Below are 17,017 nucleotides of genomic sequence, written 5' to 3' on the forward strand. Positions count from 1 at the left end.
TGGTCAACGGCGTGGCCTGATCTAGAGCGGCAAGGTCAGCCGCACCGCGAACCCCGGGCCGTCCGGTCCGGCGTCGAGCGTCCCGCCGTAGAGGGCGGCCCGTTCACGCATGCCGATGAGGCCGTGTCCCGAACCGTCCGGTTCCGCGATGACGGACGGCGTACCCGGACGGCGGCCCTCGTCGCGAACGGTCGCGGTGAACCGGTCCGTGTCGAAGACCAACGTGATGGTCACGCTTGTCGGACCGGCGTGTTTGAGGACGTTGGTCAAGGACTCCTGCACGATGCGGTACGCACACAGATCCAGCCCCGGTGGGAGCGCCCGGCGTACACCGATCACGTCGACCGTGACGTCGACCCCCGCGGCGCGTACGCGACTGAGCAGCGCGTCGAGCCGGGCGAGACCGGGAGCGGGCAGCGCGGCGTCCTCGTCCTCGACCACGGCGGTCGGCGTACGCAGAAGTCCCAGCATGCGCCGCAGCTCCTGCTGGCCCTCGCGGCTGGAGGTGGCGATCACCTCGACGGCGTCCTGGGCGGTGGGCGGGTCGGCGGGCAGGACCCGGCCGGCGACACCTGCCTGGATCGAGATGACCGACATGTGGTGCGCGACGATGTCGTGCAGCTCTCCGGCGATGCGGAGCCGCTCGTCGACGACGGCCCGGCGGGCGCGCTCGGCCTGCTCGCGGCGGAGCCGCTCGGTCGCCTCGGCCAGTTCCCGATTGCGGATGGCGAGCAGGCGGGCGTTGTCCCCGAACTTCCACAGGATGGCGGTGACGGCGATGCTGAGCGCGCCGACGCTGGCCATCGACGCATGGCGGCTGATGAGTCCGGCGTAGGTCCACACGCTCGCGCCGATCGCACCGGCCGGGATCGAGACGCGCCGCGGCCGGTCCGACGCGACGGTGAAGTACGCGACCTCGGTGGCGTACGGGTTGAGGGCCGGCCAGTATCCCGCGACGATGAACGCCAGCCAACCGGCGGCGCAGCAGATCAGGGTGGTCAGGGGTGCCCGGCGACGGAACAACAGCGGCATGTTCGCCGCCACGGTGAGCAGATACCCCGGGCCGTCGAACGCTTTGAAGTCCTCGTGGATCTCCCGGCCGAGCAGCATCGCCACCGTCGTGCAGCCGACCGCGAGTCCGATGTCGAGCATGACCGGCCCGTGGTGGCGGCGCAGCTGGGAGAAGGGCACGCGACACCATAGCGCCGGAAGCTGGGAAGGCTTGACCGTCCGGGGCCGGTGCGGCACCCTTCTCGGGTGATCCGGGTGCTCGTCGTGGAAGACCAAGTCCTCATCCGCGGCGGCCTGGTGGCACTGATCAAGACCGCACCCGAACTCAGCGTGGTGGGCGACGCCAGTGACGGCGAGCAGGCCGTCGAGCTCGCCGCGAGCACGAACCCCGACGTGGTGCTGATGGATCTACGGATGCCGGGCGTCGACGGCATCGAGGCCACTCGGCGCATCCTCGCGGCGGCCGGCGAGACTCCGCCGCGCGTACTGGTCCTGACCACCTACGACCACGACGAATACGTCTATCGAGCGCTGCTTGCGGGCGCGAGTGGTTACCTGCTGAAGGACACTACGCCGGAGCGCCTCCTCAATGCGATCACCACCGTTGCGTACGGGGGCATGCTCTTCGACCCCACGGTCGTCCGGAGCCTCATCGACGCGTACGCCCCAACGCCGTCGCAGAACCCGGCTCAGCTGCGTACGCTGACCTCCCGCGAGACGGAGATCCTGCGGCTGATCGCCCACGGACTGTCCAACGGAGACATCAGTGATCGGCTGGAGATCACGGACGCCACCGTGAAGACACACGTCAACCGGGTGCTGGCGAAACTCGGGCTGGCTAGCCGAGCCGAGGCGGTGATCCTCGCGTACGAGGCCGGGTTGGTGGTTCCGCGCCGATCCCGCGGCGAAGCGCCTGACGCCTAAAGCTGCTCACCGAATTCGATCTTGAGGTCTCGGCCCGGCGGTCGACCAATTCCTGCTGGGCGCGGGCGACCGGAGCCGGTTCTCCGGTGATCCGCTCGTCGCGGACCTGGCTGAGAATGGCGAAGTATTCGCGCAGGCGGCACGACCACAGCATGCAGGCAGCCGCTGCACGTCGGCCGGGCGCTGTGGCGGGTGAGTTGCACGGCTTAGACAACCATGAGTTCCACGACGGATGTTTCGTCCATGCAGGCCGCCTTAAGCTGAATCATGCATCGGGTATTGTCGATCATCAGGGGCACGGCGTGGGTCCTCGCCGCCGTCATGGTCGGCAGCTGCGGCCTCCTCCGCTACGACCGCGGGCCGACTCCGGACGAGATCCGAGCGACCGCCGAGGAAACCGCCACGAAAGCGGCCCGAACCGCCGCGGAGGCGTACGCCGCCGGCCTGCTCAGAAGCATCACCCGTGACACCGAGCTACTCGAAGTTGCCACAGGAGCCGAAGACTGGTGCATCGGTGGCAAAGGCGAGATGGCGGGCCGGCACACCGAATACCGCGTCAAATGCACGCAACGGACTGAGACGGTACTGTCCGGCGGAAGGGCCGACCTGGTGTCGATCCTGCGTCGCGTCGACGCCGCGGCCAAGCACGCCGGCAGTTACAGCGCCGGAAACCTCGACGGACTTGAGAATTTCCTGCAGCGCAACGGCATCGACGCCGATGGTCGGCTGATGTCCTGCCCGCAACTCGTCTACTCGTACCTCGGACCGTCGCCGCCCGCCGAGGTGCGTTCCGCCGGGGACTGGTCGATCGCCGTCGACTGGATCGACGACCGCCGACCGAAACCCACGCATTGCCACATCGACGCATCGCCGTTCGTGTGGCCATCGCCGGACGTGGGCGGTCCCTATGTCGTCCGTCGCGAACCGCTCGATCGCGCCTCTGCCACGGCAGGCTACAAGAATCAGGCGCTCATCATCGTGTCGGTGTTCGGTGTCTACTTCACATCTCCCTGGGAGTGACGCCAGCCGCCGATCAAGACTTTGCCTGGCCCGAGACGGCCGATTCGGCGGTATGACGGGCGCGGAACTTGGCGACCTTGGCCCGGTTGCCACACCGGCTCATGTCGCACCAGCGGCGGGTTCCCCGGGCGGAGTTGTCGAGGAACATCCGCGTGCAGGCGGGCCCTTCGCATTCGTGCAACTGGGTCGCCGACGGGCCGGTGACGAGCGCGATGGCGGCCCGGGCGGCGAGCGACAGCGACGCCCGCACCGAGCCCAACCGGACGAGCACCCCGGCGTCGTCGATCTGCACGAGCGGGGGTGCGACCGCCGCCGCCTCGTTCACGATGTCGCGGTCACCTGGGTCGAAGGCGGCTCCCGTCATCGCCGCGTACGCGAGGCGGTAAACGGCTTCGCGGAGAGTCTTGGCGTACGCGAGATCTGAGTCGTCGGCCCGCGCCGAGGGGTCGCCGATGCCGGCCGCGATGAGCCAGCGCTCCAGGTCGGCAGCGGCGGGCAGGAACTCCACGGGGGTGCCACCGTGCCGCCGGCCCAGCGTGCCGGTCAGATCGAGCGCGAGGTCGCCGCCGAAGAAGTTGAATTCCACCACCTCATGGTAGCCAGCGTGTAACCACCTTGACTGGTTTCGCGAAGACGGCCATCATGTAACCGGACCTAATGGTTACGTGATGGGGGTTGGTCATCATGACCGTCCGTGTGGGCGTCAACGGGTTCGGCCGCATCGGCCGGGCGCTGCTCCGGGCTCAGCTGCGCCGCCGCGAGGACGTCGAAGTCGTCGCCGTGAACGACCTGACCGACGCGCGTACGCTCGCGCACTTGCTCAAGTACGACACGACCGCCGGTACCCTGCCCGTCAGCGTCTCGGGTGGCGACGACGCCATCGAGGTGGACGGAACCAAGATCGCCGTACTGGCCGAGCGGGATCCGGCCCGGCTGCCGTGGCGAGAGCTGGGCGTGGACCTCGTCGTCGAGTCGACCGGCCGGTTCACCGACGCACACCAGGCTCGTGCGCATCTCGACGCGGGTGCGAAGCGGGTGCTGATCTCCGCGCCCGCGAAGAACGAGGACCTCACGCTGGCGATCGGCATCAACGACGACCTGTACGACCCGGACCGCCACACGATCGTGTCGAACGCGTCGTGCACGACGAACTGTCTCGCCCCGATGGCGAAGGTGCTCGACGACGTCTTCGGCATCGAGCGCGGCTCGATGACCACCATTCACGCGTACACGCAAGATCAGAACTTGCAGGACGGGCCGCATCGCGACCCGCGGAGAGCGCGCGCCGCGGCGCTGAATCTGATCCCGACCACGACCGGGGCGGCGAAGGCGATCGGCCTGGTCCTGCCGCGGCTGAGCGGCAAGCTCGACGGCTATTCGATCCGCGTGCCGGTGCCCGTCGGTTCGCTCACCGACCTGACCGCGGAGCTCAGCCGGGAGACCACGCCGGACGAGATCAATGCTGCTTTCCGGGCAGCCGCCGAAGGTCCGCTGCGCGGAGTCCTGGAGTACACCGAGGATCCGATCGTCTCGAGCGACATCGTCGGCAGCCCCGCCTCCTGCATCTTCGACGCGAGCCTGACCAAGGTCGTCGGCGGTACGCAGGCCAAGATCTACGGCTGGTACGACAACGAGACGGGCTTCGCCAACCGCCTGCTCGACACCATGGTGCATATGACCGCTTGACAGCCATTTCCCTGACGGGGCGGCCCACTCGGGCCGCCCCTTTGCGTACCCCCAGGGGGTATGCTACGGTCTCCGGGCAGGATACCCATGGGGGGTATCCTTTCGAGGAGGCAAGCCATGTGCACCTGTTGCCAGACAAGCGATTCCGCCACGCCCGCCGTCGTCGACGGCCGTGAGTTCAGCGTGGCGGGCATGACCTGCCAGTCCTGCGCGACGAAGGTGACCGACGCCGTCAGCGGCGTACCGGGAGTCACCGGCGTCAGCGTGGACCTCCGGGCCGGGCGAGTCACCGTCGGTGGCCCCGCGTCCGAGCAAGCGATCGCCGCCGCCGTCACGGCGGCCGGCTACCACCTCGAAACTTCGAAAGGCTAGTCATGAACCCCGATCCCCGGCGCTGGTGGGCCCTCGCCGTCCTCGCCACCGCCCAGTTCATGGTCATCATGGACACCTCGATCATCGCCGTCGCGCTCCCCCGCATGCAGCAAGACCTGGGCTTCAGCCCCAGCGGTTTGCAGTGGGTGTTCAACGGCTACGCCGTCGCGTTCGGCGGGCTCCTGCTGCTCGGCGGCCGGCTGTCCGACCTGTTCGGCGCGCGCCGCGTGTTCGCCACCGGATGGCTCGTCCTGATCGCCGGTTCCGTCCTCGCCGCGGCCGCCACGACGCCCGGCGTCGAGATCGCCGGCCGCGCTGTCCAGGGCGCCGGCGCGGCCTTGCTCGCCCCGGCTGCGATGACACTGCTCATGGTGCTGTTCGCCGGTCAGCCGACCGAGCTGCCCAAGGCCATGTCCTTCTACGGCGCGGCGGCCCCGGCCGGTGGCACCGCCGGCGTCTTCCTCGGCGGCGTCATCACCGAGTGGCTGACCTGGCCGTGGGTGTTCGTCATCTACGTGCCCATCGGCCTGCTCACCCTCGCATTCACCCCGGCCACCCTGCCCGCAGTCCCCGGCCGCCGCAGCAGCACCGACCTCGCAGGCGCGCTCGCGGTCACCGCGGGTCTCGCGCTCGCCGTGGCGGCGCTGGTCACCGCGCCGGCCAACGGCTGGACCTCGGCCACGACCTTGGGCCAGCTCGCGGCTTCGGTCGCGCTGATCGCCGGGTTCCTGCTTCTTCAGCGACTGGTACGCGCACCGCTCATGCCCCTGCGCATCTGGCGTACGCCCGGACTGGCGGCGGCCAACATCTCGATGGCGCTGCTCGGCGCGGCCTGGATTCCGATGTGGTACTTCCTGAACCTGTACATCCAGCAGGTTCTCGGCTTCGGATCGTTCGCCAGCGGCGCGGCCCTGCTGCCGATGACCGCCCTCATCATGATCGGCATGATCGGGGTCACCGGCCGGTTGCTGGCCCGATTCGGCGCCCGCCCGCTGATCATCACCGGACTGCTCGTCCTCGCGGCCGGACTAGGGCTGCTGGCCCTGGCCGACCCGCACGGGTCCTTCGCAGCCGACGTCCTGCCGGGTTCCCTGGTCGCGGCAGCCGGCATGGCGCTGGCCTTCATCCCGGCCACGATGACCGCGATCGGCGGCGTCGCCCCGGCCGAGGGCGGCCTCGCATCCGGCATCGTCAACACCACCTACCAGGTCGGCTCGGCGCTCGGCCTCGCCGCGATGACCGCCGTCGCGGTCGCCAACGGCGCGGGGCAGACCACCGACCCGGTCGAGCTGACCATCGGCTACACCACCGCGTTCACCGTCACGGCGCTGGTCGCGCTGGCCGGTGCGGTGCTGGCGGCGCTCACCCTACGGCGTCCGTCCGTCCACACTGGATCGACCGAGATCGTGCCCGCCGAGCAGCGGACGACGACCTCCGTCTGACCCCCTCCCGACGACGGCCCGGAGCAGTCAGCTCCGGGCCGTCGCACGTTCCGTGCCGGTGGTATGCGTTTTCGAGCCGATCGCGGGCAACAAGCGCCCTTCATATGCGCAAATCGGCCCGTCAGCGCATACCAGCGGTACTCGATCATGAAAATCGCCTCGAAATCGCACACCACGGGCACACAAGTCCCGGAGGCTCGGCACCGTTGCTCCTCTTGCCGATACTGAGCCGGTGAGTTGGCGAGAGGTGCCCCGCCCGATTCGGTGGATCTTGGGCGCGCAGATCGTGGTCCTGAGCTACGGCGGCATCGTCCACGTCGTACAGCTCGCGACCGGCGGCTGGCCGCCGTATGCCTGGGCGCCGGGCTGGCTCGCGGCGTACTTCACGTCGCTGACCCTGCTCGATCCCCTGGCCGCAGCGCTGTTGTGGTCGCGGCGTGCGGCCGGTCTGTATCTCAGCGCTTTCGTGTTCGTCACCGACGCGGCGGCTAACGCGTATGCCACCTACGGACTGCACATGGCGTCCGGAATGGCGGTCGTCTCGCAAGCGGTCATCACGGCGATCGCGATCGCGGTGCTGGTCACGGCTCGGCGCGTACGCCCCTGGCTCCGCTGAGGCCGACAGTCTGTTTTGTACTGTTTTGCGTATGCCGACGCGCCGTTCACCAGGAACTCTGATCAAGCACGAGTCGCTGCCTCCGGCGCTGCGACCCGATCGGGCGGCGGCTGCGTACCGGCTGTTCTATCAGGGCACCGGATATGACGGGCTGCCGAAGCTGATCACTGGTTCGGCCTTCCTGCCGCACGGGACCCCACCCGCCGACGGATGGCCGGTGGTGGCGTTCGCCCATGGGACGACCGGGTTGCACCACCGGGCGTCGCCGTCGCGTACCGGTCTGTCGAAGCCGGAGCGAGCGCACGTCGACGGCTGGCTGGCCGCCGGGTACGCCGTCGCCGCAACCGATTACGAAGGTCTCGCCGGTCAGGGCGAACATCCGTACTTCAACGGCGAGGCGGTCGCCGACGACATCGTGGACGCCGTCCGCGCCGCACACGGGCTGGATCGCCCGCTGAGCCGGAGCTGGATCGTCGCCGGGTTCTCGCAGGGCGGTCACGCCGCTCACTACACCGCGATGATCGCCACGGCGTACGCCCCGGAGCTGGACTTCCGGGGCTCGGTCACCTTCGGGCCGGCCATCGGGCTGCGCGAGATGTTCACCGTGCTGACCGCCGACGGCGATGCGCCCACCCCCTGGGTGATCCCGATCTTCCTGGCCGGGCTGCAGGTGAGCCATCCCCAGCTGCGGCCGGAGGAGTTCCTCACCGGCGAAGGCATGCGGCTGACCCGGCTCGCGCAGCGGGCGACGCTCAAGGAGATGGCCCGGGCGTGTGCCGAGGTCACCAACGACGCGGCCGGCACCGCCGGCCTCGGTCAACGCCGTCAGGTCGCCGACCTGCTCGACCGGATCGACGCGCCCGTCACGGCGCTGGACCGGCCCACGCTCGTGCACGCCGGCGTACGCGACACCATCGTGCCCGTCGCCGTCATGGAACCCTTCGTCCAGGCGCTCCGAACGGCGGGCACCGAGGCCGACCTCGTGCACTGCGCCGAGGCCGATCACATCGGCGTACTCGCTGATGGCCTGCCGAATGCGCTGGAGTGGGCCGCGCGATCGATGGACCACCCACCGGGACCGGCGCGGGAGTGCCGATTCAGCCTGCTGGACGCGAGCGGGGACGGATTCCTGGCGCGGGACGACTACACCGGGTTCGCGTTGCGGCTGGTCCTCGCGCTGGGCGAAGCGCCACGCTCGCCGCAGGCCGACGCGGTGCGGGAGGGCTACTCGCGACTGTGGCGGGCGATCGCCACCGAGGCCGACGCGGACGGCGACGGACGAGTCAGCCGCGAGGAGTACCTGGCGTGGACCGCGACCGCCGCGCGGACCTCGCTCTTCGACGACGCGGTACGCCCCTTGGCCCGCTCGGTCGTGGAGCTGGTCGACGCGGACGGCGACGGAGCGCTGGACCGCGCCGAGCTGACCCGGCTGCTGAGTGCGTGCAACCTGACGGCGGAGCAGATCGATCGCACGATGACGGAGCTGGACGCCGACGGGTCGGGCACGATCACCGCCGACGAGATCGAGCTGGCGGTACGCGACTTCTGCCTCGGCGACGGGAGGGCGGGCGGCTGGCTGTTCGGCCGCATCTGACCCTCGCGTGTCCGCCGAGCGCTGATCATGGGCGGCCATGATCAGCGGAAGATTCGCGGTGCCATAACCCCACATTTTCTCCGTTGATCTCGGCGCCCGGAGACGTCAGTTCGGCGGTCACCGAACTTTCGTAGCCGTAGCGTCGAGGTATGCAGCAGATACCCACGGCGTACGCCGAAGCCGTGCTGAACGATCCTGGTTTCGGCGTACCGCCGGTGCCGTCCGGCGTACGCGGTATCGCCTGGTTGCGGGCGACCGTCGGCCGGTTCAGCTCGGGCGCGGACCACGTGCGACGGCGAGCGCTGTCCGTCGCAGTGATCGACTCGATTCCGCTGGAGTCGTTGCGGCACAACAACTCGCGTCATCCGGTCGCGACGCTCGCCGAAGCACTCGGCAGCACCGTGGACATCGTCGGCCTCGTACGCGACGCCGCGCAGGCGTACCAGCCCGGCACCGGTGACACTCTGCGAGCCGATGCCGCCGTCGACCGCCTCGTCATCCTCTTCGGCGGCGAGTTCGACGAGGCTACGGCTGCCCGGATCGGCGTACTGGTGCAGGCGTGCGACGCGACGGCGACACTGATCGACCGCGTACGACATGGCGCGTCCGTGGACGAGGTGATGCGCGACCAGCCGCCGGTACGCGCGACGAAACGTCAGGCGCTCACCCGGACGACGGTCGGCGGCCTCACCGTCGAAGCCGGTGAGGTGGTGCAGATTCCGCTCGGGGGTGAGCTGGCCTTCGGCGCCGGGCCGCGGCGCTGTCCGGGCCGGGCGCACGCGCTCGCCTTGGTGGAAGGGGCGACGTCGTGACCACCTTCGCCGATCTTCACCGCGCGGGCGATCCGCTGGTGCTGCCGAACGCCTGGGACGTCGCGTCCGCGTACTGCCTGGTCGAGGCGGGCTTCCCGGCCGTGGGCACGACCAGCCTCGGGGTCGCCGCCGCGTCCGGGCTGCCCGACGGGGTGGGCGCGGCCGAGGCCGCGACGCTCGATCTCGTCCGCCGGCTGGCCGGGCTTCCGGCTTTCATCACGGCCGACCTCGAACAGGGGTCGGTCGCCGCCGCGGTTGCGGCAGCCGAGGCCGGGGCCGCCGGGGTCAACCTCGAGGACGCGCTCGGCCCCGCCGAGACGCAGGCCGCGCTCATCCGGTCCGTGAAGCGCGAAGCGCCCGGCCTGTTCGTCAACGCCCGCACCGACACGCACTGGCTGCGGCCCGGCGATCTCAGTGAAACCCTTCGAAGAATCCACTTGTACGCAGACTCCGGCGCGGACGGCGTGTTCGTCCCCGGCCTCGCCGAGCCGGCCGACATCGCAGCCGTGGTGGCAGCCGTCGACGTCCCGGTGAACGTCCTCTTCCTGCCCGGCCGGCTCACCGTCGCCGAGCTGACGGAGCTCGGCGTACGCCGGATCAGCACCGGCTCGTTGCTGTTCCGCTCAGCGCTGGCGGCGGTGACGCGCACCGCGGTCGCCGTACGCGACGGGTCGGCCGTCGACTCCGGTCTTCCCGCGTACGCGGAGGTGAACGCCTGGGCAGGAGCGCGTCAAACCTTGTGAGTCGCCGATGCTGTGCTGCGGCGAAGCACTAGTTCGGGGTCGAACAAGACTTCGTCGCTGACGAGCGGGCTACCGGCGACTTGAGCCTCCAGCAGGGACACGGCGGTCTGCCCGATCTCCTCGATCGGCTGGCGGATCGTCGTCAGCGGCGGATCGACGCAGGTCATGAGCGCGGAATCGTCGTATCCGACGACGCTCACATCGTCCGGGACGCTCAGCCCGTTGCTACGGACACCACGGATCGCACCGAGGGCGAGCACGTCGCTGGCGCAGATCAGCCCGGTCGCACCCCGCTCGATCAGCTGGACCGCCGCGACGTGGCCGCCCTCCAGCGCGAGGATCGTGCGTTCGACCAGCATCGGATCACCAGGGAACGCCTCGGCCTTGCGCTGTGACGGGATGTGGCCCAGCGGGCCGATGACGAGGCCGATCCGCTCGTGACCGAGGCTCCGCAGATGCCGGTACGCCTTGCCGACCGCCGCAGCGTCGTTGGTGGACACTCGGGAGAAGCTCAGACCGTCGGCGGCTGCGTTGATCAGGATCACCGGCAACTTGCGTTGCAGCAGCCGGTCGTAGTGCTCATGGTCGGCATCGGCTTGGGCGTACGCGCCGCCGGCGAAGATCACCCCGGACACTTGCTGGCTGAGCAGCATCGTGACGTAGTCGCCTTCGGAGACGCCTCTGCTCGTGCGCGTACACAGCACCGGGGTGAAGCCCTTCTTGACCAACGCCGCCCCGACGACCTCGGCGAACGTCGGAAAGATCGGGTTCAGCAGATCCGGCAGCACCAACCCGACCAGACGAGGGCGTTCGCCGCGCAACTTGACCGGCCGCTCGTAGCCGAACACGTCCAACGTCGTGAGCACGGCGGTACGCGTCGAGTCGGAGATCCCCGCCCGGCCGTTGAGCACCCGGCTCACCGTCGCCTCGCTGACGCCGGCGTGCTTGGCGATGTCGGCCAGCCGTCTCATTTGAGCCCCGAGTGGGCCAAGCCCTCGACGAACTGACGCTGGGCGACGATGAAGACGATGAGCACCGGCAGGACCGTCATCGTGGCGGCCGCCAGCTGCGTGTTCCACATCTCCCCGCCGTAGGCGTCGGTGAACCGGGTGAGCGCCTGCGGCAGCGTGAACAACTCCGGTGAGGTGAGGTAGACGGTGGGTTCGAGGTAGAGATTCCACGACGTGAGGAAGGTCAGGATCGCCACCGCCGACAGCGCGGGCTTGGCCAGCGGTACGCAGATCCGCCACCAGATGCCGGGGCGGCCGAGGCCCTCCAACCGGCCCGCCTCCTCGAGTTCGGCCGGGAGCGCGATGAAGAATTGCCGCATGATGAACGTCGCCAGCACGCAGGGCGCAGCCAACGCCGTGACCAGGATCAACGGCCAATGCGTGTTGATCATCCCGGCTCGTTTGAACATCTGGAACAGCGGCACGATGGTCACCTCGCTCGGCACCAGCAGGCCGATGAGCACCACCACGAAGAGGGCGTTCGCGCCGGGGAACCGGATGCGGGCGAAGGCGTACCCGGCGAGGCTGGAGACCACCAGCGTGATCAGCGTGACCAGCAGGGCGATGTAGACGCTGTTGAAGTACTGCCGGGCGAACGGCTGGAAGGTGAACGCCTCGGAGTACGCCGAAAGCGTGGGATGGTCGGTCCACAGTGAAGGCGGCGACGCGAAGATCTCCGGCAGCGGTTTGACCGACGCGGCCACCATCCAGATCGTCGGCACCACGAACGGGATCGCCAGTACGCCGAGCGCCACCACCAGCAGCACGCGTCGTGCCAGCGAGTTCAGTGATTCACTGCTCATGGAAGACCCACTTCCGGCGAAGCTGCCACTGCAGCAAGGTCAGCAGCATGACGAAGGACAGCAGCATCAACGCCAGCGTCGAGCCGTAGCCGATGTCGTTGAACTCGAAGGCCTGCTGGAAGACGTAATAGACCAGCACGGTCGTGCTGAGTTCCGGGCCGCCGCCGGTCAGGACGGCGATCTGGGCGAACGACTGAAGCGCGCCCACGATGGTGATGATCGCGGTCAGCAGCAGCGTCGGCGAGATCAGCGGCAGCGTGATCCGGGTGAAGATGGTCCGGCTGCCCGCGCCGTCCATGCGGGCGGCCTCATACAACTGAGACGGCACGCCCTGGAGCGCCGACAGGAACAGCACCATGTTGACGCCGACGCTACGGACCACCTGCGTGATGATCACCGACAGCATGGCGGTGTCGCCGTGCTGGAGCCAGTTCGGCCCCTCGATCCCGATCGTCGCGAGCATTCCGTTGATGCCGCCGTTGTCCTGCAACAGGAAACCCCAGACGAGCGTCCAGGCGACGACGGAGACGACCACCGGCGAGAAGAACAGCGTGCGGAACAGGGTCGCGCCACGGAACCGGCGGTTGAGGAGTACGGCGATGAGCAGGCCGAGGGTGATGTTGAGGATCACCACGCCGCCGGAGAAGATCGCCGTCGCGAGCAGCACCGACGGCAGCTGCGGATCGGACGCCAGAGCGGTGTAGTGCTCGGCTCCGACGAAGGTCTGCTTGCCGGTGAACACGTTCCAGTCGTTCAGGCTGTACCAGATCGCCAGGCCGACCGGAACCAGCACGAACAGCAGGACCCCGGCGAGCTGCGGTGCGATGAAGAGATATCCGGTCAGCACATCTCGGCGGCGGGTGGTCCAGAAAGGCGGCCGGGCCGTGCCCCGGACGTTGGCAGACGCCCGGGACACGACACGGTTTTTCGTGGTGGCCGACACTACTTGGCCAGGATGGGTTCGATCGCTGCGCATACCGAGCGCAACACGGCGGGGATGTCGGCGTCGGCCTTCCACATGGCGTCCAGCGCGGTCTTGCCCTTCTGGGCGATCTCGGCGGGGCTGGTGTGGTTGGGCAGGGTGACCGCGTTCGGCAGCTGGTCGACGACGACGGACTGCAGCTGTTCGGCGCTCAGCGTCTTGTTGTTCGCGGCGAGCTTGGCGCCGGTCAGCAGCGACTTGCGAGGCGGCGGGAAGAACTGGGCGAGCTTCTCGGCGTTCGACGGGTTCGTCAGGTACGCGAGGAAGTCCAGGGCCTGGCTCTGATGCTTGCTCGAGGTCAGTACGCCCACCCCGGCCTGCCCGAGGACGGCATACTTGCCGGCCGGCCCGGTCGGCAGCGGGTGGAGCCCGAACTTGAACGAGCCCGTGAGCAGGGAGGCGCGGGAGACCTGAGCGATGGTGAAGGCGGCGTCACCGGCGAAGAAGTCCGCGGTGGTGCCCGGGCTGGGCATCGCCTTGGATGTGAACGCCGCATCGTGCAGGAACGAGAAGGCCTTCTGCATCTCGGGACTGGCGAAGGTGCAGGTCTTGCCGTCCTGGCTCCACGCCGCCGCACCAAAGCCGGTCCAGACGGTGGCCAGCACGTTCCACGACTTGTAGTCGAAGTCGCGGATGACGAAACCGGCCTTGCCCGTCTTCTCGTGCACGGCCGCGCCCGCGGCGGCGACCTGATCCCAGGTCAGCGTGGCCGGGTCGATCTTCTGCCCGGCCTTGGCGAGCAGGTCGGTGTTCACGTAGAGGGCGAACGGCGAATTGGAGAACGGGTACGCGTACAGCGTGCCGTTCCGGCTGTACTCGGCGGTGACGCTGCCGAGCAGATCGTCGTACTGCCAGCCGTCGGTGGCCTTGAGTTTGTCGGTCAGCCCGACGAGGGCGTCGGAGGCGATCAGATCCTTCGACAGGTCGCCCATCCAGGCCAGATCCGGGGCGTTGCCACCGGCGATCTGAGTGGTGAGCGTCGTGTTGTAGTCGGCGAACGGCAGGCTCTCGAAGGTGATCTTCGAGACGTCGGGGTGGTCGGCCCGGTACGCGTCGCCGATCGAGTTGAGCAGCTTCAGCTGAGCCTCGTTCGAGGTCCACACCGTCATCCGGAGCTCGGCGGGTCCCGAGGTCTCGGCCGCCGTCCCGGAACAGGCCGCGCTGAGACCGACGATCGCCGTCAAGGCGAGAGCGCCGAGCGCCTTTCGTGCATTTATCATGGTTGCGTCCTTCTTATGTGGAGTGTTCGGCGCGGCTCAGTAGCCGACGACCTCGGGCCAGTGCAGCTCGACGCCGGCCTCGACGAGACGGTGCTGGAACAAGCCGACGAGTTCGGCGTCGGTGGCGACCTGCCGTGGGCTCAGACCCCGGTCGAGGCAGAACGCGGCGAGTTCCCCCGCGGACTCCCCCACGTTCCACTCGACCGGATGCAGCCGGTACGCACCGTTGGTGATGTGGGTGGTGCCGATGTTCTTGGCGGCCGGCAACAGGTTCTGGGTGCGTACGGGGACCAGCGCGCCCAGCGGGATCTCGAACGGCGCGCACTCGACGTCGATGTAGTTGTCGCCGCCGGTCGACGGGTGCAGATCGATCCGGTACATCCCGACTCCGACGGAGCCGTCGAAGCGGGCCGGACCGTCGTATCCCCGGGCCTTGATCGAGATGTCCTGCTCGCGGATGGTGGTCAAAGCCTTGATCCGCCGGGATTCCCGGATGTAGGGGGCCTGGGCGAAGCCGTCGGCGGTCCCGACGAGATCACCGCGCAGCCGGAGGCCCGGCCAGCCGCGTCCACCGTCGGGCCGGGGCGCTTCGGTTTGCAGCCAGTACGCGTACGCCCGGGACTGCGCCTTCGCCGCCGCGAGATGGCGGTCCCGGTCGTCGGTGTCGATGATCGAACCGCCGACGTAGTCCAGCTGCGGCCAGTTGGCGAGCACGATGTCGCTGTCGTAGAGGCCGTCGGCGAAGGTCTGCCGGGCGGCGATCCGCCGGAACTGCCACAGATCCCGATCGCCCGCGTCGAACCGCGGATCACCGGAGTCGTCCCGATCCGGGTTGACGATCATGGTCCGCTGCTCCGGCACCAGCGTACGCGGATTCGGCGCGACGAAGGAGAGCATCGGAGCGCCCCAGAACGGCAGCTCGAACGAGCCCCACTCGTCGTAGTCGGCCGGCCGCTCGATGGTGTGGTCACCGGCGACGTGGTCGAAGGCGAAGCACCACGCGATCGACTGGACGTTGGCCGGGTCGGCCACCTCGGCCGCGCTCGGCTCGCCCGTGTCCGACCGCGCCTCCGCGCCGACGGCGTACTCGGTTCCGGTGAGCGGCAACAGATCGCCGGTCTCGGTGCCGTCGAGGACGAACTCCGCCTTGACGACGATCTCCGCCCCGGTCGGCAGATCCTTCACCGTGACAGAGCGGACGACGCCGTCGACGACGTCGGCCGCGACCGGGACGGCACGCTGCAAGACGGTTAGCCGGCCGCTCGACCGATAGGGCGCGAGCATGGCTTCGATGACGGCGAGCGCCACCCGCGGCTCATGGCACAGCCGGGAGACTCGGCCACGTCCCGGGTTCAGTTCCCGCTCGACGCGGGCTGCTTCCGACAGCGGATAGTGATCGCGGTAGTAGCGCCGGATGTTGTCACGAAGTGCCCGGTATCGGGCGGTGACGCCGAACTGCTCGACCCAGATGTGCTCGTCCGGTGGCACTGCCTGCGACGTCAGTTGCCCGCCGAGCCAGGCGTACTCCTCGGTCATCACCACGCGGCGGCCACGCTGGAGCAGGGCGAGCGCGGCGGCCACCGAACCGAGCCCACCGCCGATGATCGCCACTTCCGTGGCGATCGCGCGCATCAGGACGCCGCCGATCGGGCGACGATGGTGCCGCCGGTCGCGACCTCGGCCATCAGCAGCCGCTGCGTCTCCAGACCGGCCCATTCCGGTGGATCGGTGGTGATCAGCTGCTGCAACAACTCCAGCGCCTCGGCGGCGATCTGCATCCTCGGCACATGCAAGCCCGACAGTTCGCGGTTCGCGGCACGGTGACCGCGTACTTCGCCGAGCGCGGCGACCGAGATCTCGCCCGGCACGTCGACGCCTGCTTCGACCAACGCGTGGATGACGTCCTCGGTGAGGAAGGCGTCCTCGGCGATGATCAGCGTCGCCTCGGTGGCTCTGGCCAGCCGCGGCAACTCCGCGACCCGCTCGTCGCCCACCAGGAGGAACGCCAGCCGCCCGGCAGCGGAGGCCGCCTCGACCGCGCCTCGCCGGTCGCGCGCGGTCGGGGTGTCCCGGCCACGATGCACATACAGAGCCTGCCGATGTCCGAGCTCTGCGGCCTGGTCGATCAGCTGGGCGGTCGGGGTGACGTAGTCGATGCCCACGTACGGCACGGCGGCGGTCGTCTCGTCCCGGCGGCCGACCGCGACGAACGGGAACTGCTCGGCGACCAGCCGCTCCAGCTCGGAGCCGACCATCTGCTGGCCGAGCAGGATGCAGCCGTCGGCGAGCCGGAGCCGGGTCTTGCGGTGGAACAGGCTGCGCGTCCCGTCCTCCACCGGTGATGACGTGAAGAACAGCAGATCACAGCCGATGCTTTCGGCGGCGCGCTCGATTCCGTTCAGCAGCGGGCCGTAGAAGTCCATGCTCTCGGGCGACAGGGCCGCCTCGTAGGTGAAGACGCCAATGATCTGGCTGTCCAGCCCGGCCAGCCGCCGAGCCGCCGGATCGGCGACATAGGTGGCCTGCTCGAGTGCGCGCTTGACCCGGGCCCGGGTCTCCTCGGGGATGCGCACGTTCGTGCCGTCCCGATCGTTCAGCACCACCGACACGGTGGTCTGACTGACGCCCGCGATCTCCGCGATCTCGCGCTGCGTCACCCGGCGACGTCTCGTTGGCATCGGCCCTCCGTTGATAATGCCTATCTTCTCCGAACGCCGATGACCATAAGCCGCCGGAAACGAAAGCGCAACCTCCCCTTGACAGATGGGTTGTGTGGTTGGCA

At 69.0% G+C, this 17,017-nt stretch carries 17 protein-coding genes; 9 read left to right on the top strand and 8 right to left on the bottom strand.

The window, feature by feature from the left end:
• Nucleotides 1-21: 21 nt before the first annotated feature.
• On the bottom strand, nt 22-1,191 hold the full coding sequence (locus tag HOV77_RS16330; RefSeq protein ID WP_290863119.1) for a sensor histidine kinase: 1,170 nt from the start codon (nt 1,189-1,191) through the stop codon (nt 22-24).
• Between the two features lie 66 nt (nt 1,192-1,257).
• Between HOV77_RS16330 and HOV77_RS16335 the strand changes: the two genes are divergently transcribed.
• Together HOV77_RS16335 and HOV77_RS16340 are read left to right on the top strand one after the other, a co-directional pair.
• On the top strand, nt 1,258-1,935 hold the full coding sequence (locus HOV77_RS16335) for a response regulator transcription factor (RefSeq protein WP_290863121.1): 678 nt from the start codon (nt 1,258-1,260) through the stop codon (nt 1,933-1,935).
• A 321-nt stretch (nt 1,936-2,256) separates the two neighbouring features.
• Complete coding sequence (locus HOV77_RS16340; RefSeq protein WP_290863123.1) at nt 2,257-2,955, top strand: hypothetical protein; 699 nt, start codon at nt 2,257-2,259, stop codon at nt 2,953-2,955.
• 13 nt (nt 2,956-2,968) lie between these two features.
• On the opposite strand, the gene HOV77_RS16345 is transcribed toward HOV77_RS16340, so the two are convergent.
• On the bottom strand, nt 2,969-3,541 hold the full coding sequence (locus HOV77_RS16345; protein WP_290863125.1) for an ABATE domain-containing protein: 573 nt from the start codon (nt 3,539-3,541) through the stop codon (nt 2,969-2,971).
• 98 nt (nt 3,542-3,639) lie between these two features.
• On the opposite strand from HOV77_RS16345, the gene gap reads away from it, so the two are divergent.
• The 7 genes from gap to HOV77_RS16380 all read left to right on the top strand — a co-directional run bounded on the left by gap (nt 3,640) and on the right by HOV77_RS16380 (nt 10,220).
• Nucleotides 3,640-4,641 (top strand): type I glyceraldehyde-3-phosphate dehydrogenase, encoded by a 1,002-nt coding sequence (gene gap / locus HOV77_RS16350; protein ID WP_290863127.1) that lies wholly within the window; start codon nt 3,640-3,642, stop codon nt 4,639-4,641.
• Nucleotides 4,642-4,824: 183 nt separating this feature from the next.
• On the top strand, nt 4,825-5,013 hold the full coding sequence (locus tag HOV77_RS16355) for a heavy metal-associated domain-containing protein (protein ID WP_290863221.1): 189 nt from the start codon (nt 4,825-4,827) through the stop codon (nt 5,011-5,013).
• 2 nt (nt 5,014-5,015) lie between these two features.
• Nucleotides 5,016-6,455, top strand: coding sequence for an MFS transporter (locus tag HOV77_RS16360; RefSeq protein ID WP_290863128.1), 1,440 nt, complete (start codon nt 5,016-5,018; stop codon nt 6,453-6,455).
• 232 nt (nt 6,456-6,687) lie between these two features.
• On the top strand, nt 6,688-7,071 hold the full coding sequence (locus HOV77_RS16365) for a hypothetical protein (RefSeq protein WP_290863129.1): 384 nt from the start codon (nt 6,688-6,690) through the stop codon (nt 7,069-7,071).
• A 31-nt stretch (nt 7,072-7,102) separates the two neighbouring features.
• The gene (locus HOV77_RS16370) at nt 7,103-8,665 is read left to right on the top strand and encodes a lipase family protein (RefSeq protein ID WP_290863131.1); all 1,563 of its coding nucleotides are present in this window, start codon (nt 7,103-7,105) and stop codon (nt 8,663-8,665) included.
• Between the two features lie 149 nt (nt 8,666-8,814).
• The gene (locus HOV77_RS16375; protein WP_290863133.1) at nt 8,815-9,477 is read left to right on the top strand and encodes a hypothetical protein; all 663 of its coding nucleotides are present in this window, start codon (nt 8,815-8,817) and stop codon (nt 9,475-9,477) included.
• Nucleotides 9,474-10,220 carry an isocitrate lyase/phosphoenolpyruvate mutase family protein gene (locus HOV77_RS16380; protein ID WP_290863135.1) on the top strand — a complete coding sequence of 249 codons (747 nt, stop codon included), beginning with the start codon at nt 9,474-9,476 and terminating at the stop codon, nt 10,218-10,220. Before HOV77_RS16375 ends, HOV77_RS16380 begins: the two co-directional genes overlap by 4 nt.
• On the opposite strand, the gene HOV77_RS16385 is transcribed toward HOV77_RS16380, so the two are convergent.
• From HOV77_RS16385 to HOV77_RS16410, 6 genes are read right to left on the bottom strand one after another with little or no spacing between them, the layout of a single operon-like run.
• Nucleotides 10,208-11,191, bottom strand: a complete 984-nt coding sequence (locus HOV77_RS16385; RefSeq protein WP_290863137.1) for a LacI family DNA-binding transcriptional regulator — start codon at nt 11,189-11,191, stop codon at nt 10,208-10,210. The genes HOV77_RS16380 and HOV77_RS16385 overlap by 13 nt on opposite strands.
• Entirely contained in the window at nt 11,188-12,033 is an 846-nt protein-coding gene (locus HOV77_RS16390) for a carbohydrate ABC transporter permease (protein WP_290863139.1), read from the bottom strand. Before HOV77_RS16390 ends, HOV77_RS16385 begins: the two co-directional genes overlap by 4 nt.
• Entirely contained in the window at nt 12,023-12,949 is a 927-nt protein-coding gene (locus HOV77_RS16395; protein ID WP_290863141.1) for a sugar ABC transporter permease, read from the bottom strand. Before HOV77_RS16395 ends, HOV77_RS16390 begins: the two co-directional genes overlap by 11 nt.
• A 26-nt stretch (nt 12,950-12,975) precedes the next feature.
• A complete protein-coding gene (locus HOV77_RS16400; RefSeq protein ID WP_290863143.1) occupies nt 12,976-14,235 on the bottom strand; it encodes a sugar ABC transporter substrate-binding protein in 1,260 nt (419 codons plus the stop codon).
• Between the two features lie 36 nt (nt 14,236-14,271).
• On the bottom strand, nt 14,272-15,867 hold the full coding sequence (locus tag HOV77_RS16405; RefSeq protein WP_290863145.1) for an FAD-dependent oxidoreductase: 1,596 nt from the start codon (nt 15,865-15,867) through the stop codon (nt 14,272-14,274).
• The gene (locus HOV77_RS16410) at nt 15,867-16,913 is read right to left on the bottom strand and encodes a LacI family DNA-binding transcriptional regulator (protein WP_290863147.1); all 1,047 of its coding nucleotides are present in this window, start codon (nt 16,911-16,913) and stop codon (nt 15,867-15,869) included. The genes HOV77_RS16405 and HOV77_RS16410 overlap by 1 nt, the downstream gene beginning before the upstream one ends.
• Between the last annotated feature and the right edge of the window lie 104 nt (nt 16,914-17,017).

Source organism: Hamadaea sp. (genome assembly GCF_013362815.1).
Taxonomy (GTDB): Bacteria; Actinomycetota; Actinomycetes; order Mycobacteriales; family Micromonosporaceae; genus Hamadaea.

Coding starts and splice junctions, on each gene's coding strand:
- HOV77_RS16360 (WP_290863128.1), top strand. CDS start 5,016: ATGAACCCCGATCCCCGGCGCTGGTGGGCCCTCGCCGTCCTCGCCACC.
- HOV77_RS16405 (WP_290863145.1), bottom strand. CDS start 15,867: ATGCGCGCGATCGCCACGGAAGTGGCGATCATCGGCGGTGGGCTCGGT.
- HOV77_RS16390 (WP_290863139.1), bottom strand. CDS start 12,033: ATGAGCAGTGAATCACTGAACTCGCTGGCACGACGCGTGCTGCTGGTG.
- HOV77_RS16340 (WP_290863123.1), top strand. CDS start 2,257: ATGGTCGGCAGCTGCGGCCTCCTCCGCTACGACCGCGGGCCGACTCCG.
- HOV77_RS16370 (WP_290863131.1), top strand. CDS start 7,103: ATGCCGACGCGCCGTTCACCAGGAACTCTGATCAAGCACGAGTCGCTG.
- HOV77_RS16385 (WP_290863137.1), bottom strand. CDS start 11,191: ATGAGACGGCTGGCCGACATCGCCAAGCACGCCGGCGTCAGCGAGGCG.
- gap (WP_290863127.1), top strand. CDS start 3,640: ATGACCGTCCGTGTGGGCGTCAACGGGTTCGGCCGCATCGGCCGGGCG.
- HOV77_RS16400 (WP_290863143.1), bottom strand. CDS start 14,235: ATGATAAATGCACGAAAGGCGCTCGGCGCTCTCGCCTTGACGGCGATC.
- HOV77_RS16410 (WP_290863147.1), bottom strand. CDS start 16,913: ATGCCAACGAGACGTCGCCGGGTGACGCAGCGCGAGATCGCGGAGATC.
- HOV77_RS16375 (WP_290863133.1), top strand. CDS start 8,815: ATGCAGCAGATACCCACGGCGTACGCCGAAGCCGTGCTGAACGATCCT.